The sequence below is a fragment of the Myxococcus faecalis genome (assembly GCF_050039385.1).
Taxonomy (GTDB): Bacteria; Myxococcota; Myxococcia; order Myxococcales; family Myxococcaceae; genus Myxococcus; species Myxococcus fulvus.
The window spans coordinates 266,089-285,999 of the sequence record NZ_CP144336.1 but is presented as its reverse complement, the minus strand read 5'-3'; the positions used below and the strand labels follow the sequence as shown (position 1 = coordinate 285,999).

21 protein-coding genes are annotated in these 19,911 nt (G+C 70.2%); 11 read left to right on the top strand and 10 right to left on the bottom strand.

The window, feature by feature from the left end:
• The first annotated feature begins 18 nt into the window (after positions 1–18).
• From dnaK to VZQ01_RS00950, 3 genes are all read left to right on the top strand, one after another.
• Positions 19–1,860 carry a molecular chaperone DnaK gene (gene dnaK / locus VZQ01_RS00960; RefSeq protein ID WP_141329672.1) on the top strand — a complete coding sequence of 614 codons (1,842 nt, stop codon included), beginning with the start codon at positions 19–21 and terminating at the stop codon, positions 1,858–1,860.
• A complete protein-coding gene (locus tag VZQ01_RS00955) occupies positions 1,861–2,679 on the top strand; it encodes a tetratricopeptide repeat protein (protein ID WP_408890672.1) in 819 nt (272 codons plus the stop codon).
• Positions 2,680–2,801: 122 nt separating this feature from the next.
• Complete coding sequence (locus tag VZQ01_RS00950) at positions 2,802–3,503, top strand: bleomycin resistance protein (RefSeq protein ID WP_426746676.1); 702 nt, start codon at positions 2,802–2,804, stop codon at positions 3,501–3,503.
• A gap of 39 nt (positions 3,504–3,542) precedes the next feature.
• Here the strand turns inward: VZQ01_RS00950 and VZQ01_RS00945 are convergent, their stop codons facing one another.
• From VZQ01_RS00945 to VZQ01_RS00920, 6 genes are read right to left on the bottom strand one after another with little or no spacing between them, the layout of a single operon-like run.
• Positions 3,543–4,073 carry an AAA family ATPase gene (locus VZQ01_RS00945; RefSeq protein ID WP_426746675.1) on the bottom strand — a complete coding sequence of 177 codons (531 nt, stop codon included), beginning with the start codon at positions 4,071–4,073 and terminating at the stop codon, positions 3,543–3,545.
• 15 nt (positions 4,074–4,088) lie between these two features.
• Entirely contained in the window at positions 4,089–4,571 is a 483-nt protein-coding gene (locus VZQ01_RS00940) for an FAS1-like dehydratase domain-containing protein (protein ID WP_426746674.1), read from the bottom strand.
• Positions 4,572–4,577: 6 nt separating this feature from the next.
• Positions 4,578–4,973 carry a MaoC/PaaZ C-terminal domain-containing protein gene (locus tag VZQ01_RS00935; RefSeq protein WP_141332446.1) on the bottom strand — a complete coding sequence of 132 codons (396 nt, stop codon included), beginning with the start codon at positions 4,971–4,973 and terminating at the stop codon, positions 4,578–4,580.
• Between the two features lie 47 nt (positions 4,974–5,020).
• Positions 5,021–6,151 (bottom strand): SDR family oxidoreductase, encoded by a 1,131-nt coding sequence (locus VZQ01_RS00930; RefSeq protein WP_194869521.1) that lies wholly within the window; start codon positions 6,149–6,151, stop codon positions 5,021–5,023.
• A gap of 23 nt (positions 6,152–6,174) precedes the next feature.
• Entirely contained in the window at positions 6,175–6,771 is a 597-nt protein-coding gene (coaE, locus tag VZQ01_RS00925; RefSeq protein WP_426746673.1) for a dephospho-CoA kinase, read from the bottom strand.
• A 10-nt stretch (positions 6,772–6,781) separates the two neighbouring features.
• Complete coding sequence (locus tag VZQ01_RS00920; protein ID WP_223751755.1) at positions 6,782–7,246, bottom strand: hypothetical protein; 465 nt, start codon at positions 7,244–7,246, stop codon at positions 6,782–6,784.
• Between the two features lie 133 nt (positions 7,247–7,379).
• Here VZQ01_RS00920 and VZQ01_RS00915 point away from each other — a divergent pair, with 133 nt between their 5' ends.
• The 6 genes from VZQ01_RS00915 to VZQ01_RS00890 all read left to right on the top strand — a co-directional run bounded on the left by VZQ01_RS00915 (position 7,380) and on the right by VZQ01_RS00890 (position 13,649).
• Positions 7,380–7,886: a cytochrome c3 family protein gene (locus VZQ01_RS00915; RefSeq protein ID WP_426746672.1), complete on the top strand. Its 507-nt coding sequence runs from the start codon at positions 7,380–7,382 to the stop codon at positions 7,884–7,886.
• Between the two features lie 7 nt (positions 7,887–7,893).
• Positions 7,894–8,541 carry a ribosome biogenesis GTP-binding protein YihA/YsxC gene (gene yihA / locus VZQ01_RS00910; protein ID WP_426746671.1) on the top strand — a complete coding sequence of 216 codons (648 nt, stop codon included), beginning with the start codon at positions 7,894–7,896 and terminating at the stop codon, positions 8,539–8,541.
• A gap of 72 nt (positions 8,542–8,613) precedes the next feature.
• Entirely contained in the window at positions 8,614–10,281 is a 1,668-nt protein-coding gene (locus VZQ01_RS00905) for a DUF6178 family protein (RefSeq protein WP_223784659.1), read from the top strand.
• A gap of 150 nt (positions 10,282–10,431) precedes the next feature.
• On the top strand, positions 10,432–11,718 hold the full coding sequence (gene exoJ, locus VZQ01_RS00900) for a spore coat polysaccharide polymerase ExoJ (protein ID WP_223751753.1): 1,287 nt from the start codon (positions 10,432–10,434) through the stop codon (positions 11,716–11,718).
• The gene (gene exoK / locus VZQ01_RS00895) at positions 11,708–12,856 is read left to right on the top strand and encodes a spore coat polysaccharide biosynthesis glycosyltransferase ExoK (protein ID WP_408890669.1); all 1,149 of its coding nucleotides are present in this window, start codon (positions 11,708–11,710) and stop codon (positions 12,854–12,856) included. The genes exoJ and exoK overlap by 11 nt, the downstream gene beginning before the upstream one ends.
• A 106-nt stretch (positions 12,857–12,962) precedes the next feature.
• A complete protein-coding gene (locus VZQ01_RS00890) occupies positions 12,963–13,649 on the top strand; it encodes a DUF4097 family beta strand repeat-containing protein (protein ID WP_426746670.1) in 687 nt (228 codons plus the stop codon).
• Positions 13,650–13,779: 130 nt separating this feature from the next.
• On the opposite strand, the gene VZQ01_RS00885 is transcribed toward VZQ01_RS00890, so the two are convergent.
• From VZQ01_RS00885 to VZQ01_RS00870, 4 genes are read right to left on the bottom strand one after another with little or no spacing between them, the layout of a single operon-like run.
• Entirely contained in the window at positions 13,780–14,892 is a 1,113-nt protein-coding gene (locus VZQ01_RS00885; RefSeq protein WP_426746669.1) for a quinone-dependent dihydroorotate dehydrogenase, read from the bottom strand.
• A gap of 9 nt (positions 14,893–14,901) precedes the next feature.
• Positions 14,902–15,897 carry an amidohydrolase family protein gene (locus VZQ01_RS00880; RefSeq protein WP_046713272.1) on the bottom strand — a complete coding sequence of 332 codons (996 nt, stop codon included), beginning with the start codon at positions 15,895–15,897 and terminating at the stop codon, positions 14,902–14,904.
• Between the two features lie 46 nt (positions 15,898–15,943).
• The gene (locus VZQ01_RS00875; protein ID WP_426746668.1) at positions 15,944–16,678 is read right to left on the bottom strand and encodes a Smr/MutS family protein; all 735 of its coding nucleotides are present in this window, start codon (positions 16,676–16,678) and stop codon (positions 15,944–15,946) included.
• A gap of 46 nt (positions 16,679–16,724) precedes the next feature.
• Positions 16,725–17,546 carry a molecular chaperone DjiA gene (locus VZQ01_RS00870; protein ID WP_223784658.1) on the bottom strand — a complete coding sequence of 274 codons (822 nt, stop codon included), beginning with the start codon at positions 17,544–17,546 and terminating at the stop codon, positions 16,725–16,727.
• Between the two features lie 55 nt (positions 17,547–17,601).
• On the opposite strand from VZQ01_RS00870, the gene folD reads away from it, so the two are divergent.
• Together folD and VZQ01_RS00860 are read left to right on the top strand one after the other, a co-directional pair.
• Positions 17,602–18,465, top strand: a complete 864-nt coding sequence (gene folD / locus VZQ01_RS00865) for a bifunctional methylenetetrahydrofolate dehydrogenase/methenyltetrahydrofolate cyclohydrolase FolD (RefSeq protein ID WP_426746667.1) — start codon at positions 17,602–17,604, stop codon at positions 18,463–18,465.
• A 315-nt stretch (positions 18,466–18,780) separates the two neighbouring features.
• A complete protein-coding gene (locus VZQ01_RS00860) occupies positions 18,781–19,896 on the top strand; it encodes an esterase/lipase family protein (RefSeq protein ID WP_426746666.1) in 1,116 nt (371 codons plus the stop codon).
• Positions 19,897–19,911: the final 15 nt, after the last annotated feature.

Genomic DNA, 19,911 nt, shown 5'->3' with positions numbered 1-19,911 from the left:
GGATGAGCACGCTCACCCATGGCTGAGTCCGAACCTCTCATTGGCATCGACCTGGGCACGACGAACAGCATCGTCGCGACCGTCCAGGACGGGCAGCCCATCGTCATCAAGAACCGCACCGGCATGGCGCTGACGCCGTCGGTGGTGGCGGTGTCGAAGAACGGCAAGCGCCTGGTGGGCGGCATCGCCAAGCGCCAGGCCATCACCAACCCGCAGGAGACGGTGTACGCCGCCAAGCGGCTCATCGGCCGGAAGTTCTCCTCGCACGAGGTGCAGGACGCGCTGCGCTCGCTGCCCTACGAGGTGGTCGTCGGACAGCACGACGATTTGCGCATCCGGATGGGGGGCAAGGACCTGTCCGTCCCGGAGATCAGCGCGATGATCCTCCAGGAGCTGAAGGCGGACGCGGAGGCGCACTTCGGCAGGCCGGTGACGAAGGCCGTGGTCACGGTGCCGGCGTACTTCAACGACGCCCAGCGCCAGGCGACGAAGGACGCGGGCCGCATCGCCGGGCTGGACGTGCTGCGCATCATCAACGAGCCCACGGCGGCGGCGCTGGCGTACGGCTTCAGCCGCACGGTGAACGGCCGCGTGGCGGTGTTGGACCTGGGCGGCGGCACGTTCGACGTGTCGGTGCTGGAGATCAACCAGGGCGTCTTCGACGTGGTGGGGACGGGCGGCGACACGTACCTGGGCGGCGAGGACTGGGACAACCGCATCATCGAGTGGCTCGTCTTCGGCTTCGCGAAGGAGCACGGCATCGACCTGCGCAAGGACCGCATGGCGTTGCAGCGGCTCAAGGACGCGGCGGAGAAGGCGAAGGTCGAGCTGTCCAGCGTGCGCGAGGCGCAGATCAACCTGCCGTTCATCAGCACGCCCCCGGGTGGAGGCGCGGCGCTGCACCTGCAGGCGGCGCTGTCGCGAGAGAAGCTGGAGGACCTGACGGCGGACCTGGCCGAGCGCGTGGTGGGCATCACCACGGAGGTGCTGGGCGAGGCGGGGGTGCGCGCGTCGGAGCTGAAGGAGGTCATCCTGGTCGGCGGCATGTCGCGCATGCCGAAGGTGGTGGAGGCGGTGCGCGGCTACTTCCGCCGCGAGCCGTGCAAGGGCGTGCACCCCGAGGAGGTCGTGGCCCTGGGCGCGGCGGTGCAGGCGCACGCGCTGGTGGCGCAGGAGAGCGAGCTGCTGCTCCTGGACGTCACGCCCCAGAGCCTGGGCGTGGCCATCGCCGGGGGCTTCGTGCGGCGCATCATCCCGAAGAACACCACGGTGCCCACGTCCGCCACGGAGGTCTTCGCGACGTCGAAGGACTTCCAGCGGCTGGTGAAGATCATGGTGCTCCAGGGCGAGCACGAGCTGGCGCACCAGAACGAGCTGTTGGGCGAGTTCGTCCTCACCGGCCTGCGCGAGGCGCTCCGCGGGCAGGTGGAGATCGAGGTGACGTTCGACATCAACGCGGAGGGCATCGTGTCCGTCTCCGCGCGCGACAGGGAGACGGGGCTGCGCCAGTCCATCACCGTCACCGCGTCCAGCGGCCTCACCGAGGAGGAGCTCAAGCGCATCATGGACGAGCAGCGCGGCTACCTCATGGCCGCGCGCATCTCCGAGGAGCTGAAGGTCAAGCGCGTGGAGCTGGACACGCTCGCGCGCGACGTCATGGACGCGCTGACGCGGGCGAGGCTGTTGCCGGGCGGTGGTGGGCTGACGCCGGACGCGGTGCCTCGGGCCGAGCAGGTGCTGGAGCACGCGCGCCAGGTCCGCGCCAACGAAGACGTGGCCGCGCTGGGCCGGGCGTGTGAGCTGCTCGCCGGGTGTCTGGCGCAGCTCAAGGGCTCCGCGCGTGGCGGTGTGGGGCGATAGATGGGCAGCCAGCGCGCCAACCAGCTCGTCGAGGCCGGACTGTGGCTGCGCCTGAGCGGCGACGCCCAGGGCGCGCAGAAGCTCTTCGAGCGGGCGCTGGAGCTGGACCCGCAGAACGTCCGCGCGCGTGACTGTCTGGCCTCGCTGGAGGCCTCGCCGGGGAAGAGCTCTCCGTTCTCGCCGGGCCCGTTGGATGCGGGGACGCGCGGCACGCCGTTGGCCTCGCTGGAGGGCGACTGGGGCGCGTGGGCGGAAGGGGAGGGCGGGCCGCTGGACGAGGAGGACGAGGAGCGCTCTCCCAGCGTGCTGATTCCCGACGTCGACGAGCCCTCTCCGGGGAGCGACGTGCTGGAGTTGCTCGCGCGCGACGAGTCCACGACGCAGGAGTACGGCATCCCCGAAGGCGAGACAGACGAGTACGGCGTCCCCGCCACGGAGAGCGAGCTGGAGCGACTGCTGCGCGGGGCGGCGGACCTGCTGGAGCTGGATGACCACTCGGGCGCGGTGGATCTGCTGTTCAAGGCGCAGGAGCTGGCGCCCGGAGACCCTCGCGTCGAGGCGCTGCGGGCGCGCAGCGAGCGGATGCTGATGGCGATGCTGGAGTCGAAGCTCGGAGACCTGGGGCGGGTGCCTCGCGTCCGGCTCCAGGCCGACGACATCATCTGGCTCAGCCTGGACCACCGCGCGGGCTTCGTGCTCGCGCAGATCGACGGCGCCGTGACGTTCGAGGACCTGTTCTCACTGTCGGGGATGACGCGGCTGGATACCGCCCGCATCCTCGCGCAGCTCCTCGACGAAGGCGTCATCGCCGCCGCCTGAGTCCCGATTCGGCTGCTGCACCTCCATTCCGTCTGGCCTGATTGACAGCTGGCTGTCTGGATGACAGGTTCCTGTCTTGTCGTGCGGCTTTCCAGGACCGCCGTTGAAGAGGAGCACCTGCCATGCACGCGGATGCCAGCATCCCGGCGTTGCCCTGTGTGGAACTGGAGTCGACGCTCGCGTTCTACGGCTTGCTGGGCTTCGACGTGACGTACCAGCAGCGCACGCCGAATCCCTACGCGGCGACCCGACGAGGGGGCGCTCATCTCCACTTCTTCGGCTTGAAGGGCCTGGACCCGGCGACGGCCTTCAGCACCTGTCTCATCATCGTGGACGAGGTCGAACGTCTGCACGAGCACTTCGCGAGCGCCTTGCGCGAGCAGTACGGAAAGCTGCCGCTGCGTGGCGTCCCCCGAATCACCCGGATGCGGACGGGGCAGTCGCGCTTCACCATCGTCGACCCCTCTGGGAACTCGGTCATCTTCATCCGTCGTGACGAGCCCTCGGGCCACGGGGATGACGGGCAGGAGCCCCAGTCCGCCCTGGCCAAGGCGCTGAAGACCGCGCGCCGCTTGCGCGACTTCAAGAACGACGATGCCTCCGCGGCCAAGGTCCTCGATGTCGCGCTGAAGAAGCCCGACGGCGGGACGGGGGTGGAGCGGGCACGCGCATGCCTGGCGCGCGCTGAGTTGGCCGTGGTGCTGGACGACGCGCCGAGGGCGAAGTCCCTGCTGCGAGAGCTGGACTCCCTGACCTTGTCGAAGCCGGAGCGGGGCTCCCTGCAGGACGAGCGTGAGTCCCTGGAGCGCCTCCTCCGAGGCTGAGCCGTCAGCCCACGGTCCGCGGCGGGCGCCTCGTCACCGTCAGAGGTGCTCGAGGATCTGCTTCGCGCGCGTCCTCGGACTCCCCTCGACTTCGAGCACCGCCACGCCGAGCCCATGCGGGTCGTCGAGGAGCAGCTCCTTCAACGTCTCGTCCACGGCTTGCCGCAGCTCCGCGTCCTCCGAGGCGGAGAGCGCGATCCGATCCGGCGACTCGATGCCGACGAACACCACCAGGTCGAGCTTGCGCAGGGCCTCGCGCACCCGCGGCAGCCACGCGTCCAGGTCGAACGCGTCACCGTCCTCGTGGGCCCGCAGGTAGCCGAGGAGGTCCACGGGGCACCGGTCGAACAACACGTCGCGCCCGTCCTCCTCCGCCAGGTTCTCGAGGGAGCGAACCAGCTGCGCCTCGAAGTCCTCCAGGGACGGGGGCTGCGCGAACTCGTGCCCCTCTTCCTCCAGCTGGTGGTACGGCTCATCCACCGTCACGTAGGAAGAGGGCAGCAGCTCCGCCAGCTCCTCGAGGAGCGTCGACTTGCCCGCGCGATGGGTACCGCAGAAGGCGATCCTCATGGCGCGAGCGGGGGACTACGAACCGCGGATGACGGCGGTCCAGGTGCCCTTCACCACCACGTCGCCGCGCTGGTTGCGCGACTCGCTGGTGACGACGACGAACTCCATGCCCGCCTTCTCATAGATGTTCGCGATGCGGCCCGATGTGGTCATCACATCGCCCGGCCGCATGACGTCCAGGAACTCCAGCTCCTGCTCGCCATGCACCAGCATCAGCAGATTCACGCCCAGCTCCGGGTCCGCCACCGCCGAGCCGAAGGGCCGGATGGCGAAGACGACGGCGAAGCTGGGGAACGCAATCAAATCCCCATACGGCCCCGCCTTCGCGGCCTGCTCGTCGTGGAGGAGGGGACTGACGTGCGCGGGAGCCTCGCCCGGCGTGCCCGCGGCCGGGTGCGCGCCGCCCAATGCCAGCGCGAACTCGCGCAGCTTCTCCGCGCCAATCGTGTACGTGTACGGGCCGTATTCCCGGCCGATGAAGCGCTTGTCGATGGCCATGGTGGTCTATCCCAGGGAGGCTTCGACGACGGCGCCCTTGAGGACGGCCTCGCCGCGCTGATTGGTGGCGGTGACTTCGGTGACCATCCGGTCGCCCTCGATGGACGTCACCTTGCCCTCGAACGTCACGGTGTCCTCGGGGCGCACGGGGCGCGAGAAGCGCACCTTCACCCTGCGGATGCGGCCCGGGTCTCCCACGAAGACCGCCACGGCCTCCACCGCCCAGCCCAGGGTGCACAACCCCTGGAGGATGACGCCCCCCAGGCCGGCCACCTTGCCGACCTCCGGGTCGATGTGGATGGGATTGAAGTCCCCGGATGCGCCCGCGTAGTAGATCGGCCGGTACAGGTCGCACTCGCGGACATGCGTGAAGGTGTCGCCTACCTGGAACGTGCGTGCCATGAGGCCGTCTTGTCTAGCACGGCCGGCCCCACGCCCAGCCCACGAACTCACCCCGTCGCGGTGCCCTGGTCCAGCGGATCCTCCACCTCGGAGCCCTCGCGGCGCTTGCGGTACTGCTCCCGCACGTACGCCACCAGCTGGTCCAGATACGACGACAGGGGAGGGCAGCGCACCCCCGAGCCATCGAGCAGCTCCAGCGTGTTGTGGCAGTTGTAGATGGCCAGGTGGTTCACGTAGCTGATGGCCGCGCGCTGCGGACGCGCCAGCTTCTCCAGCACCGGCAGCCGCAGCATCACGTCGGCGGCGCGCGCGGACAGGTTGAAGCGCGGCAGCTTCTTGTTCGCCTTCTCCGCGATGAGCTCGTACACGCGCCGCGCGCTCATGGGATTCGGGTCCACCAGGTGGAAGGTGCGCCCCGCCGCGCGAGGGTCCTTCGACAGCCGCCACACCGCCTCCACCACGAAGTCCACCGGCACCACGTTCAGCGGCGCCACGCCGTTGCCCGGCAGGGGCAGCGGCACGACGAGCGGCGACGTCACCAGCAGGATGCCCAGGTAGTAGGGCCCCTCGAACTTGTCGATCTCCCCCGTGCGCGAGTCGCCCACCACGCTGGAGGGCCGGTACACCGTCACGGGCAGCGTGGCCCCCGCGCGCGTCACCAGCCGCTCGGCCTGGAACTTGGTCTCCTCGTACGGGTTCCTGAAGCCCTGGCCCCGGTCCAGCTCGTCCTCGGCGATGACGCCCAGCCGGTCTCCGGACACGTAGCAGGTGGAGAAGTGGTTGAAGCGCGCCAGGTGCTCGCAGTCGCGCGCCAGCTCCAGCATGTTGCGCGTGCCGTCCACGTTGACGCGCCATGCGGTGTCCTTGGGCACGCCCAGCTGCGCGACGGCGGCCAGGTGGAAGATGTCCGTCACCCGCTCGCACAGGCGCTGGTACTCCTCGCCCGACAGGCCCAGGTGCATGTCCACCACGTCGCCGGTGAGCAGCTCCACGGTGGCGCCCTTCAGCTTGGAGGCGTGCTTCTGGGCCTCCTTCAGCGCCTTGGGCTGGACCAGCGCGTACACGTGGCCCTTCGGGTCCTCCCGGGCGATGTGCTCCACCAGCCGCTTGCCGATGAACCCGGGGTAGCCGGTGATGAAGTACGTCCCGCCGCCGGCCTTCTTGCGCGTCTCGCTCATTGCGCGCGCAGCATACTCGCCCGTCAGCCGCGCGCGAGCATGGCGCGCCAGACCGACTCCACTTGCTCCCGGGTGGACGTCAGATCCCCGCTGTTGTCGATGACCCACGTGGCCACCGCCCGCTTGTCGTCCAGGGGGAGCTGGGAGGCCAGCCGCGCCTCCGCCGCCGCCGCGTCCAGCCCGTCGCGCGCCATCAGCCGCGCCTTCTGCACGTCCCGGGGGACCCACACCACCGCCGTGCCCTCCATCCAGGCGTGCATCCCGGACTCCACGAGCAGCGGGACGTCGTAGACCACCCGGGTGACGCCCCGGGCCTCCAGGGCCTGGACCTTCTCGATGAAGGCCTCGCGCACCCGGGGGTGGGTGATGGCGTTGAGGGAGGCGCGCTCCTCGTCGTTCCCGAAGACGCGCGCGCCCAGCTTCGCCCGGTCCAGGCGGCCGTCCGGGCCCACCACGCCGGGGAAGCGCTCGGCGATGGCGGCCAGCCCCGGGGTGCCCGGCTCCACCACCTCGCGGGCGAGCACGTCCGCGTCGAGCACCTCCGCGCCCAGCTCCCGCAGCATCCGGGTGACGGTGCTCTTGCCGGAGGAGATGCCGCCCGTCAGCCCGAAGACGTGCACGGGCGCGGACCTACTTCGCGGCCTTCTGCGTGGTGAACGTGAGCGACTGCACCGTCTTGCCGTCCTCGTTGAAGAAGATGGCCAGCCCCAGCTTGGGGTAGAGGAAGTAGGTGCGGAAGTCGTCCGTCAGCTTGCGCTGGTAGCAGGGCGCCGAGGGCACCGGACCCGAGGGGCACGCGGGGCCGTAGCTCGTCTCGATGGTCTCCTTGTCGATGATGGGCCCGGGGAACACGTCGATGCGCTCGATGACCCCGCCGGCGTCCACCTTGAACTGTGCCTGGCTGGTGCCCTTGATGGCCTCCTTGCCCAGGTAGGCGATGGTCTCCTTGCCGTCCTGGCTCACGGTGCGCGAGGGCTCACCGAACTTCTTGACCACCTCGTCCTTCTTCGTGACGCCGGGCTCCACGCCCTGCCAGGGCTTGGCGACAGCGGGAAGGGAGACGGCCACCACGGCGAGCGCAATCAAGGTCCTCATCACGACATCCTCCCTAATGGAAAGGGCGGGCGGGGCTCAAGCGCTGCCCTCTCTTTTCAACGGACGATTCCCGCTGGCATTCAACCACGAGACGCCTTGCCCCGTCCGGAGGGGAGTGTTACTTCGCGAGGTCATGTGCGCTCCTGGCATCCGGCTCCTGCCCGTCCTCCTGCTGGCCCTCTGCGGCGTGGCGGGGGCGGCTGATTTCGTCGGCGCTGACAGCTGCAAGGGCTGCCACCCGGAGGCCTACGAGGCGTGGATGCAGTCCAAGCACGCCCGGGCCGTGAGCTCCCTGTCCGAGCAGCAGCAGAAGGACGGCCGCTGCCTGTCATGCCACTCGCCGGATCAGGTGGCCCAGACGCAGGTGAGTGTGAGCTGTGAGACATGTCACGGTGGGGGGCAGTACTACTCGCCGGAGTACGTGATGAAGGACCCGGAGCTGGCGCGGCTGGTGGGGCTGGTGGACCCATCCGAGAAGCAGTGCCGCTCCTGCCATGACGCCTCCTCGCCCTCCCTGCGGCCGTTCGATTTCAAGGAGTCGCTGAAGGCCATCGACCATTGGTCCGCCGAGCGCGCCCGCAGGGCCGCCCGGACCGAGGCGACCCCGGCGACGCCTCCTCCCGCCACCGCGAAGAAATAGCCGCAACGTGATCAAGATTCTCGACGCCCGCTTCGTCATCACCGCCGTGGAGCCCAAGGGCTATCCGCAGGGGCACACCGCGGAGGTGGCCTTCGTGGGCCGCTCCAACGTGGGCAAGTCCTCCATGATCAACACGCTCACCCACCGCAAGAAGCTGGTGCGCGTGTCGAACACCCCCGGACGCACGCGCACGCTCAACTTCTTCGACGTGGACCTGGAGCGCGGCACCGCCCGCTACCAGGTGCGCCTGTGCGATCTGCCCGGCTACGGCTTCGCCCGCGCCAGCAAGACGGACAAGGCCCAGTGGGAGAAGATGATCACCACCTACCTGGAGAAGCGGCACCGCCTGGAGGTCGTGGTGAGCATCATCGACGCGGAGGTGGGTCCCACGCCGGACGACCTGGCCACGCTCGACTACCTCCAGGCCCACAAGCGCAAGGTGATGGTGGTCGCCACCAAGATCGACCGCCTCACCAAGGCGAAGACGCACCCCCGGCTCCAGGAGCTGGCGAAGCTGATGGACCTGCCGCTGGAGGCGGTGCTGCCCTTCTCCTCCACGGAGCGGCGGGGCGTGGACGAGGTCTGGGGCGCGCTGCTGGACACCTTCGGCCGCGCCTCGAGGGTGCGCGCCGAAGCCGCCCAGGACCCGGACTGACTCCATCGGGTAGTGGCCGCTTGGGCGGGGTTCCCCTCCCGGTGGGAGGGGCCCTGTGGTAGGCACGCCGCCGTGTCCGAGAACGGCAAGGGAAATGGCAGGGATTCGCAGCTCGCCTTGCGCGAGCTGCAGCAGCGGTTGATGGGGCTGTCGCCCCGGCGGCGGATGGAAGCGCTGCTGGAGGGCGCGGATGCGGGCGCGGTGGTGCGCGCGCTGCCTCCGGAGAGCCTCTACCTCACCATCCAGGAGGTGGGCCTGGCGGACGCGACGGAGCTGGTACAGCTCGCGTCCCCCGCGCAGTTCCGCGCCTTCGTGGACCTGGGCGCGTGGAAGCGCGACAAGGTGGACCCGCACGCCGCGCTCACGTGGCTGCGCGCCGCGCGCGGCGGCTTCGACGACACCGCCGAGTACCTGCGCAAGCTGCACGCGCTGGACCTGGAGGTGCTGGAGCTGGTGCTGCGCGAGTTCGTCGTGCTGCATGACCGGGAGGAGAACCCGGACGTCAACCCGCAGGGCGTGACGCTGGAGACGCCCGAGGGGCGCTACCTGGTGGAGATCACCGCCGAGGGCGTGGAGATGTCCGCCGTGCGCGCGCTCGTCAACGACCTCATCGCGGAGAACCCCTTCGAGGCCGTGCGCCTGCTGGAGGCCGTGCGCTGGGAGATTCCCGGTGAGCTGGAGGAGACGGCCTTCCAGTTCCGCAGGGGGCGCCTGGTGGACATGGGCTTCCCGTCGCTGGAGGACGCGGTGGCGCTCTTCAGTCGCGTGGACCTGGCCGCGCCGAAGAAGCCCCTCGTCACCAGCGCGCTGGCCGCTTCGCAGGGCCACGTGGACTACCTCGATGCGTCCTTCCGGGGCCTGACGACGCTGGAGCGGCAGAACGCCGAGGACGAGCTCGCGGGCGTCGCCAACGCGGCGCTGGTCGCGGAGCTGGAGGACCCTGGCGACCTGGACGCCGTGCGCCGCGTGGGGGAGATGACGCGCGACTCCCTGTCGCTCGGCCTGGAGTACCTGACGGGCGCGGACCCCTCGCAGGCGACGGAGGTGCTGCGCGACGTGCCCCTCAGGCGCGTCTTCCAGACGGGCTTCACGCTGACGCTCCAGCTCAAGTACCGCGCGGACCGGCTGGCGAAGTCTCCCGGCGCCGTGGTGGACGGCGTGCTGCTGGTGCTGCCGGAGGAGGCCGCCGCGCTGGAGGCCCTGCGCCGCAAGCGCCCCCGTCGCGCGCTGAAGGTGGAGGGCGCGGAGCCCGTGCCCTTCCGCTCCCTGCGGGAGATTTCCGCCAGCGAGGCGGTGCTCACGCGCGCGGAGGCGCAGGTGGACGTGCTGCGCGGGGTGCTGGGCGGGACGCCCGAGGCGGCGCGCCAGGCCGTGGCCCGCTTCGGCGCGCCGCTCGAGTCGCTGGGGGTCCCGCGCCTGTTCGCCGCCGTGGTGGCCATGGCCATCCTGGACGGCCGGGCGGAAGCGCGCCCCGTGCCCCTGGGCCGTGGGGCGGAGCTGGGCGCCCGTCTCTTCGAGGGCACCCCGCAGGCGCCCCGGCTGCATGCGTCCGCGGCTGAACGCGCGCTGGCGGGGCTGGAGGGCGCGGTGCCCCAGACGGCCCGCGAGGAGCTGCGCCGCATGGTGGGCGTGACGCTCGCGAAGCTGCTGGAGGAGCTGGGCGCGGCGTGGCTCGAGGACACGACGTGGAGCCCCGTGGCCTCCGAAGTGCTCCCGATGGAGAGCGGCCCGGTCCCGTAGCTTTTTCAGCCTGGGAGGGTCTCCGGGCTCCGGAGGCCCTCCGGGCCCGTGGAGATCCAGGCGGTTGCGAGCCCGACTCCTGGCACGCCCTCTGCTTTCAGGCAGCCCCACGCGGAGGTGTACGCGCGTGACTGCCAGAGGAGGAGGGACATGGTGCCGGGAGAGCAGGGGCAGCGCCGTGACGTGTGGGCCTTCTATTCGCTGACCGCTTTCGCCGCGGTGATGTACGCGGTGCCGGGCGAATGGATTCCGGCCATGGCGCCGCTGCGGCTGGCGCTGATGACGTCGGTGGTGGCGGCGGGTTTGATGTTGATTCGCAGGTTGGGGCGCGGCGAGCCGCTCTACCTGGACGGAGCGCGAGGGTGGGCGCTCATCGGCTTCTCCTCGCTGGCGGTCCTGTCCGTGTCGTGGGCGGTGAACGCGGAGGTCGCGCGCTACACGGGCATCGAGCTCTTGAAGCTGACGGCCATCTATCTGACGCTCGTCAACGTCATCACCAGCGGCAAGCGGCTGGTCGTCGTGTGCGGCGCCATGGTGCTGGCCTCGGTGGTGACGTCCATCGGCGTCATCAACTGGTACATGGTGGGGGAGGACCTGGTGGAGGGCTTCCGCGCGCGCTGGGTGGGCGTGTACGCGGACCCGAACCACATGGCCATGAACCTGGTGCTGGTGGTGCCGCTGGCGGTGGCCTTCGTGGCCCGCAAGGGCAGCGCCTGGGTGTGGCGGATTGCCTGTCTGGTGGCGGCGGTGCTGGCGGTGGTGGCCATCGTCCTGTCGCACTCGCGCGGCGGCTTCATCGGCCTGACCGTGGCGATGGGCCTGTGGGCCTTCCGTGAGAAGCGCCGCATCCAGGCCATCGTCGTGGGCTCGCTCTTCGTGGTGGGCCTGGTGGTGTTCGCGCCGGAGAGCTTCTGGGCGCGCAACGAGACGGTGGCGGCCTTCCACGAGGACGCGTCCGCCATGGGCCGCGTCTACGCGTGGCAGGTGGCCAGCCGCATGAGCCTGGACAAGCCGCTGTTGGGCGTGGGCGCGGGCAGCTTCCGCTACGCGTGGGCGGAGTACGCGCCTCCGGAGGCGACGCGCGCGTACGTGGCGCACAACATCTTCCTGGACGTCATCGGAGAGCTGGGCTGGGTGGGCCTGGCCTTCTTCCTGGTGTTCGCGGGAGGCGCGTCGGGTGGGGCGTTCGCCGCGTCGGCCAGCCGCACGATGGGGTGGATGGCGCGAGCGCTGTCGGCCTCGGTGGCCGGCTATCTCGTGTGTGACTTGTTCTCCGGCTACATCCTGTCCGCGCACTGCTACGTGCTCTTCGGCCTGGCGGCCGCCGCGCACCGCATCGCCCGGGCGGAGGAGGCCAAGGAGTCGCTGGGTGTGCCAGAGGGGCGCTCGTCCGCCGCACCGGTGGGGGCGTGGGAGGGGTCGGGACATGCGGCGTGAAGAGGTGATGATGGGGGCCAGGCCCATGCGCCTGGTGCAGTTCACCCGCTCGTTCCACATCGGCGGGACGGAGGTGCAGGTGCTGGAGCTGCTCCGGGGCCTGCCCCCCAGCTACCAGCTCCAGGTCGCCGTGCTCGAGGACGCGGGGCCGCTGATGGGCGCGGTGTGGAAGCTGGGCCACACCGCGGAGAGCTTCCCGCTCAAGGGCTCCGTCGCGCAGCCGAACACCGCGTACCAGGTGATGCGCATGGCCCGGTGGCTGAAGTCCAACCGCGTGGACCTGGTCCACGTGCACGACTTCTACTCCACGCTCATCGCCGTGCCCGCCGCGAAGCTCGCCGGCGTGAAGGTCATCGTCGGCCGGTTGGACTTGTCCCACTGGCAGGGCACCGCCCGGCGCGCCGTGCACTCGCGGCTGACGGCCATGGCGGACCACGTGGTGGCCAACGCGGAGGCCATCCGGCGCATGCTGGTGGAGGAGGAGGGCCTGTCCGCCTCCCGCGTGTCCGTCATCCACAACGGCCTGGACCTGGCCCGCTTCGATGCGCGCATGCGCGAGGGCCTCAAGGCGCCGCTGCCGGAGACCGGTGACGCGCCGGTGCTCGTGCACGTGGCCAACATGAACCACCCGGTGAAGCGCCAGGAGGACCTGCTGCTCGCCCTGGCCATGCTCCACCACGGCGGCACGCCGCTGCATGCCTTCCTCGTGGGCGACGGCCCCCGCAGGAAGGGCCTGGAGAAGCTGGCCGCGGAGCTGGGCGTCTCCGACACCGTCCACTTCCTGCGTCACCGCACGGACGTAGCCGCCATCCTGTCTCGCGCCACCGTGGGCGTGCTGTGCTCCAGCGCCGAGGGCATGTCCAACGCCGTCATGGAGGGCATGGCCGCGGGCCTGCCCATGGTCGTGACACGCGTGGGCGGCAACACCGACCTGGTGCGCGATGGCGAGCGCGGGCTCGTCGTCCCGCCCGAGCGCCCCGCCCAGCTCGCCCAGGCCATCAGCCAGCTCCTCTCGGACCCCGAGAAGGCCCGTCGCATGGGCCGCTCCGCCCGGGACTTCGTCGCCCGCGAGCTGTCCCTGGAGCGGCTGATCCGCCTCCATGACGCGCTGTATCAACGGGTGGTCCACGGCCACTAGCCAGGGAATGTCAGACCGCCGTGGATACTTCGCGTCGTTCGCCGGCAATGGGGGGCCGGCTCCTCCGTAGGGTGGGGTGGACCTACCCTACCTCGGAGCACCCGCCATGTTGCTGCCCCTCCTGGCCATCCTCGCCGCCGCGCCGGCGACCCAGACCTGGAAGTTCGACACGGACGGAACCCCTCAGGTTCACCTGTCCAATGTTAATGGCGCCGTTCGCGTAGATGCGGTAGACGGGAATAGTGTGGTAATCGAGGCTGTTCCGGAAAATCCCGGAGATTCCGGTCCTCGGATGGACGTCGAGGTCACCCAGGAGGGTGACGAGGTGCGGGCGAGGGCGTGCTGCGGCCCCTGCGAGGAGCGGTGGCAGTCGTGCAAGGGCACGGCGGGGGCGGTGCGCTTCGTGGTGAAGGTGCCGAAGGCGTCGGAGCTGGAAGTGTCGGTGGTGAACGCGGGGGTGGTGGTGAAGGGGGTGACGGGCCCGCAGAAGCACTCCACCGTCAACGGCCGTGTGGAAGTGAACGGCTCGGAGCGACGTTTGTCGGTGAGCAGCGTTGAAGGGGAGGTGGTACTGGCTCCCCGGAAGCTCAAGGACACGGAGGTCAGCACGGTGTCGGGCAACGTCCGGCTGAAGCTGCCGGAGCGAGCGGACGCGCGGGTGGAATTCAGTTCCGTGGGGGGCAGTTTCAACGGGAGCTCTGTCAGCCTCGGGTCGAAGAAGAAGACCTACGGCGCGGGCACCCACACGGTGGAAGTGAGCACTGTCGGAGGCTCGCTGACCGTCCAGGAATAGCTTTCGAGGCCCGTCTCCAAGTCAGACGGCCCGGGGCGCTCGCCGGTGAAACTCCAAGGCGCCGGCGAGCGCTCACTTTTTTACGCGGGGCCCCTCGTCCTCCCATGCGGAGCGAGGGGCCCTTCGTGTTTCAGGGCGCGTCGCCGTCGCCCTGGACGGTGCCCGGGTCTCCGCGATGATCCGCGCCCACCAACTGGGCGACGCTCTGGTACCCATCCCTCTCGAGCATCTGGGCCAGCGTGGGCAGAAGCCCCCGCACCATGCCCGGCCCCTCGTAGATGAAGCCCGTGTAGACCTGCACCAGGGACGCGCCCGCGCGCAGCTTCTGGAACACGTCCGCCGCGGTGAAGACGCCGCCCACGCCGATGATGGGCAGCTTCCCGCCCGAGCGCTGGTACGCGCGCGCGATGACGGCGTTGGAGGCCTCACGCACGGGCGCGCCGGACAGTCCGCCGGCCTCCTTCGCGAGCGGGTGCTCGAAGGGCCGGGCCACCGTGGTGTTGGTGGCGATGAGGCCGGCGAGCTTCTGGGCCAGCGCCACGTCCACCACCTCGTCCACCGCCTCGGGCGTCAGGTCCGGGGCGATCTTGAGGAACAGCGGCTTGCCCGGCGCCACGGTGTCCAGCCGCGCCCGCACCGTGCCCAGGAGCGCCGACAGCACCTCCGGCTCCTGCAGCTTGCGCAGGCCCGGCGTGTTGGGGGACGACGCGTTGACCACCACGTAGTCTCCCAGGGGCCCGAGCGCGTCCACGCACGCGACGTAGTCCTCCACCGCGCGCTCCAGCGGCGTGTCCTTGTTCTTGCCCAGGTTCACGCCCACGGGGCCGGGGTGCCAGGTGCGCGCGCGCAGGTGCTGGGCGGCCACGGCGGCGCCGTGGTTGTTGAAGCCCATGCGGTTGATGACGGCCTGGTGCTCCGGCAGGCGGAACAGGCGGGGCGTCGGGTTGCCGGGCTGGGGGCGGGGGGTGACGGTGCCCACCTCCACGGCGGAGAAGCCGCAGGCGAACAGGCCGTCCACCGCCTCCGCGTCCTTGTCCAGGCCCGCGGCCAGGGCCACCGGGTGGGCGAAGCGCAGCCCGGCGACCTCCACCGCGAGCGAGGCCGGCACGCCCTCCAGCGCCCGCTCCCGCAGGGACTCGCACAGGTCGCGCGAGTGCCCCAGCTGGCGCAGGCCCCAGAGCCCCAGCCGGTGCGCGCGTTCGGCGTCCAGCTTGAAGAGCAGCGAGCGAGTCAGTCCGTACATGCTCGCTGCTCAGCCCGGGATGAACGACGCCTGGCGCGCCCACGCCAGCGTCTGGTCCACCTGCTCCGGCGTGAGGATGCCGTGGCTCTCGATGAGCTCGATCTCCCGGCGCATGTCCGTCTCGAGCAGGTAGGGGCCGTCGGTGTTGATGGTGAACTTCACCTTGCGGTCCCAGAACGTCCGGACGATGTGGCGCAGCTCCTCGATGCCCTCCACCGCCTTGGTGTGCAGGTTGGAGGTGGGGCACAGCTCCAGGACGATGTCCTGCTCGCGCAGCACCTTCATCGCGTTCTCGTCATAGGCCGCGCGGATGCCATGGCCGATGCGGTGCGGCTTGAGCTTGTCCACCACGGACATGACGCCCTCGGCGCCCGTGCCCTTCGTCTCACCCGTGTGCACCGTGCACTTCAGGCCCGCCTTGCGCGCCCGGCCGAAGAGGTCCTCGTACTGGGCCACCACCTCCGGCTTGAGCTCCATCGCGTTCGTCTCCGTGCCGGCCAGGTCGATGCCGTACACGCCGCGCGTGCGGTACTTGATGGCCTTGTCCACGAGGATGCTGTTGAGCCGGTGGTCGAACTCGCGCGCCAGGCAGAAGATGAAGCCCACCTTCACGCCGTACTCGAGCACCGCCCGGTCCATGCCGCGCAGCGCGGCGTGGATGATGTGGTCCAGGTCCAGCTCCGAGTGCAGGTTGCGCTTCATCGGGTTGAAGCGCAGCTCGATCTGCGTCACCCGGCTGCCGCGGTACTCCTTGCCGATGATCTCGTAGACGGAGCGTTCGATCGCGCTCGGCGACGACTGGATCTTCTCCGTCCAGGTGTGGAGGATCTTCAGGTAGTCATCCAGGCTGCCCACCTTGCCCGGACGGGAGGTGATGAGCTCCACGAAGTCGAAGTACGTCTTGACGGGGAGCTTGAAGCCTTGCTGATGGGCGATGGACCAGAGGATGTGGGGGGCCACCGAGCCGCCCACGTGGATGTGCAGGTCGATCAGTTCGCGTGCCATGGCGGCATGTATGCACAGTGCCGGGCGCGCGTAAAGGATACGGCCGTCACCTGCGCAGCAGCAGGTACAGCGCCCCCGTCCCACCGTCCTGCGGACGTGCGGTGCAGAACGCCAGCACCGCCGCGTTGATGCGCTTCTGCGCGAGCCACGCCTTGAGCAGCTCCTTCAACACCGGCAGCTGTTGCTTGGAGTGCAAACCGCGGCCGTGGACCACCAGCACACAGCGGCGGCGGGCGCGGCGGCTGTCGGACAGGAAACGCTCCAGCGCGGCGCGGGCCTCCAGCTGCGTCATGCCGTGCAAGTCCAGCTGCCCCTGGATGGAGAAGTCCCCGCGCCGGAGCGAGCGCAGCAGGTTGCGGTCGACGCCGGGCCCCAGGCCCTCGATGTGCTCGCCCACCTCGGCGATGTCGAACTCGCCCGGCCCCCCGGCGACCAGCTCGCTCAGCTCCGCGAGCGCCTCCGCGTTCTCGTCCACCAGCTCCGGCAGGCGGGGGTTGGACTTGGGGGGCTCGCCGCGGTGGGTGATCTGCGCCACGCCGTCCATGGCGGAGAAGAAGAGGGACGCCTCGTCCTCGGGGCTCTCGTGCGCGGCCTTGCTCTTGCGCGCGGGGGCGGCGGGCGGGGGCGCCTTCTGCTTGCGAGCCTCCTCCGCCGCGCGGGCCTGGGCCTCCTTCTCCTTCTTCTCCTGCTCCTGGATGCCCTTGATGGCGCTCTTGAAGGGGTTGTTGTGGAAGGCCTCTTCCTTCTTCTTGGGCGGGGGCGGCTTGCGGTGCTGGCTCATGGGGGGGCTTTCTCTTCGAGTCGCTCGCGCGGGTTGTAACCCAGGGCTACAGGCCGCGCAGGCGTCGGATTTCCTCGTAGGCGTCGCGGACCTCCTGGAAGCGGCGGGCCACCTCGTCGGCGTCCTCGCCCTTCAGGTGGGCATGCTTGTCCGGGTGCAGCTCGGCCGCGAGCCGGCGGAAGGCGCTCTTCACCTCGGAGTCCGTGGCGCCGGAGGACAGCCCGAGCGCCTCGTAGTGGGCCGAGGCGTCCCCCAGGTGCAGCGCGGCGATGGCGCGCTGCTCGTCGGCGGACAGGCCCAGCGCGTCGCCCACGCGGGCGAGCACCTCGCGCTCGGAGCGCTGCAGCGCCCCGTCCACCAGCGACAGCTCGTACAGCGCGTCCAGCAGGCGCCGCCGCTCGAGTGACGGCAGGGCCTCCTGGCAGGCGGCCGCGGCGTCCTCCAGGTCGGGCGGGACGGCGATGAAGTCCTTGAGGCGGCCGCGCACGAAGTCGAGCGAGTCCGGGCCGTACTTGAGGACCTCCTCGAAGTAGCGGCGGATCTCCTTCACCTCCTCGCGCCGCACCTCCCCGTCGGCGCGGGCCACCTCGACGAAGAGCGCGCACAGGCTGCGGGTGAGGTGGGCGTCGGCCTCCTCCTGCACGGAGCGCGCGTCGAGTGGCGCGTTGGGGGCGCTGAAGCCCGGGTGGGCCAGGGGTGGGAAGTCCGCGAGCGCGTCGGGGGACTCGGCGGGCAGGGCGTTCATCTCGTCGAAGCGGTGGCCGACGACGCCGCCGACGACACCGAGCAGGATGATGGCCCAGGGACTGCCGATGAGCAGCCCGACCATGAGACCTATCATCGCCCCCAGCACTTTTCCTGAGCCCATGGCCGCCGTTTACCTCCCTGCTCGCCGGGGAGTCTCTCATAGAGTGGGGTGACCTATGGCCCAGTTGATCGATGGCAAGGCAGTGGCGGCGCGCGTCCGGGCGGAGGTGAAGGCGGAGGTGGACCGCCTCAAGGCGGAGCAGGGCCTGGTCCCCGGGCTCGCGGTGGTGCGGGTAGGGGAGGACCCCGCGTCCAAGACGTACGTCACCGGCAAGAAGAAGGCGGCCGAGGAGGTGGGCTTCCGCTCCTGGGAGCACCACCGCGACTCCACCGCCTCCCAGGACGAGCTGCTCGCGCTGGTGCGTCGCCTCAACGAGGACCCCGCCGTGCACGGCGTCCTGGTGCAGCTGCCCCTGCCCCGGCACATCGACCCGGATGTCATCATCTCCGCGGTGCGGCCGGAGAAGGACGTGGACGGCTTCCATCCCCTCAACGCGGGCAACCTGGTGCTGGGCCGTCCCGCGACGCGCGCGTGCACGCCGCTGGGGGTGATGCGCCTGTTGGAGGAGATCGGCTGCGAGCCCTCCGGCAAGCGCGCGGTGGTGGTGGGGCGCAGCAACATCGTGGGCAAGCCCATGGCGCTGATGCTCCTGCAGCGCAACGCCACCGTCACCCTGTGCCACAGCAAGAGTGACCTGCCTTCCGAGGTGTCCCGCGCGGACATCCTCGTGGTGGCCGCGGGCGTGCGGGAGCTGGTGAAGGGCGCGTGGATCAAGCCCGGCGCCGTCGTCATCGACGTGGGGATGAACCGCAAGGAGGAGGACGGCAAGCTGGTGGGGGACGTGGAGTTCCAGGCCGCCGCCGAGCGCGCGTCGTTCATCACCCCCGTGCCCGGCGGCGTGGGGCCCATGACCATCGCCATGCTCATCCGCAACACGCTCGAGGCCGCGGTGCGTGGCGGGGGCCCTTCCTCGGCTTGAACCGACGGTGGTTGTCCTTTTCTCCCATTGACAGACTCACGGAGTGAACGCCTCCGTGAGGCATCATGGCGGGTGTGTGTGTTTCAGGACGTCGCTGGCGCCCATGCCCGCGCCGTCGGCGGCTCCCTCGTAGGAAAGACAGACGCTCACCGGCGAGTCCTCCGCCCGGGCCACCCTGGCCCGTCGTCTCGCGCCGCACCTTGACCGTCGGCGGGCCCCTGCCTGGTTTCAGCGGGCCGGACACGAGCCGTGCGGGAAAGGGGGATGCCCGCATGGCGTTGCGCCCGGCGAGTGCCGCGGGCATGGAGTCGCGACATGAGTGTCATTCGAAGCGTGGGACTGCTGGCCTGTGTCTGGTTCATCGCGGGGCCGCAGACGGCGTGGGCCCAGCGCGCGCAGCGCACGCAGCATCCGGTGGTCTTCGCGCATGGCCTTGCCGGGTTCGACAAGCTGCTGGTGCTCGACTACTTCGGGGACGAGCTGGGCAGCTTCGTGGGAGACGCCTGTGACGAGCTGCTGGAGCTGGCCTGCAATCCCTTCCTGAATCCCGGACAGAAGGCCTTCGCCGCGCAGGTTCTGGCCTTCCACAACTCGGATGTCCGCGGGCTGGACCTGGCGTCCGACATCGAGGGCGTGCTGGCGACGACGGGCGCGGCGCGGGTGAACCTCATCGGTCACTCGCAGGGCGGAATCGACGCGCGCAAGGCGGCGCGGGTGCTCGCCGAGCGGCGGGGACGGCCCGTGGTGGATGTCCTGGTGAGCGTCTCCTCGCCGCATCGGGGCTCGCCCGTGGCGAAGTTCGTGCTGGACCTGAACCCCACCGTGACGGAGCTGGCCAACCTCCTGGCGGCGGTCTACGGGAACATCATCTACGAGGCGGGCAATGACGGCTTCGCGGCCCTCAAGCAGCTCGTCTACGACGACTACGACGCCAATGACGGCGTCACCACCGGCGCGAAGGCGTTCAACCAGAACCACCCCATGGACCCGCGCTACGCGTCCCACTACGCGTCGTTGATGACCGCGCAGGCGGGGTTGGACGTCAGCCCCGTCTTCCTCCTCGTCCAGAAGACCGTCTATGACATCGACGGGGATGGGTACTGCGTGGATGACTGCGACAATGACGGCGCCGCGGGGCAGGGCGACGGCATCCGCGACGAGCGCGATGACGACGGCGTCGTCGGCATCAACTCGCAGCAGATGGGCCCGCGGCTGCGCTACACCGAGTCCCTGCTGGGCCTGGGCTCCGTCACCGTGGATGCGTCCCTCGGCCCCGTCACGGACCTGAACGCGCCGGGCCCCGCGCAGATGACGTCCCTGTCCAGCGTCATCGACCAGGACCACCTGGATGTCGTGGGCTTCGGGCCGGACCTCTTCAGCGAGCGCTCGTTCTACGCGGCCATCATCCAGTACATCAGCCAGAACGAGTGACCGCCGCCGTGCGCG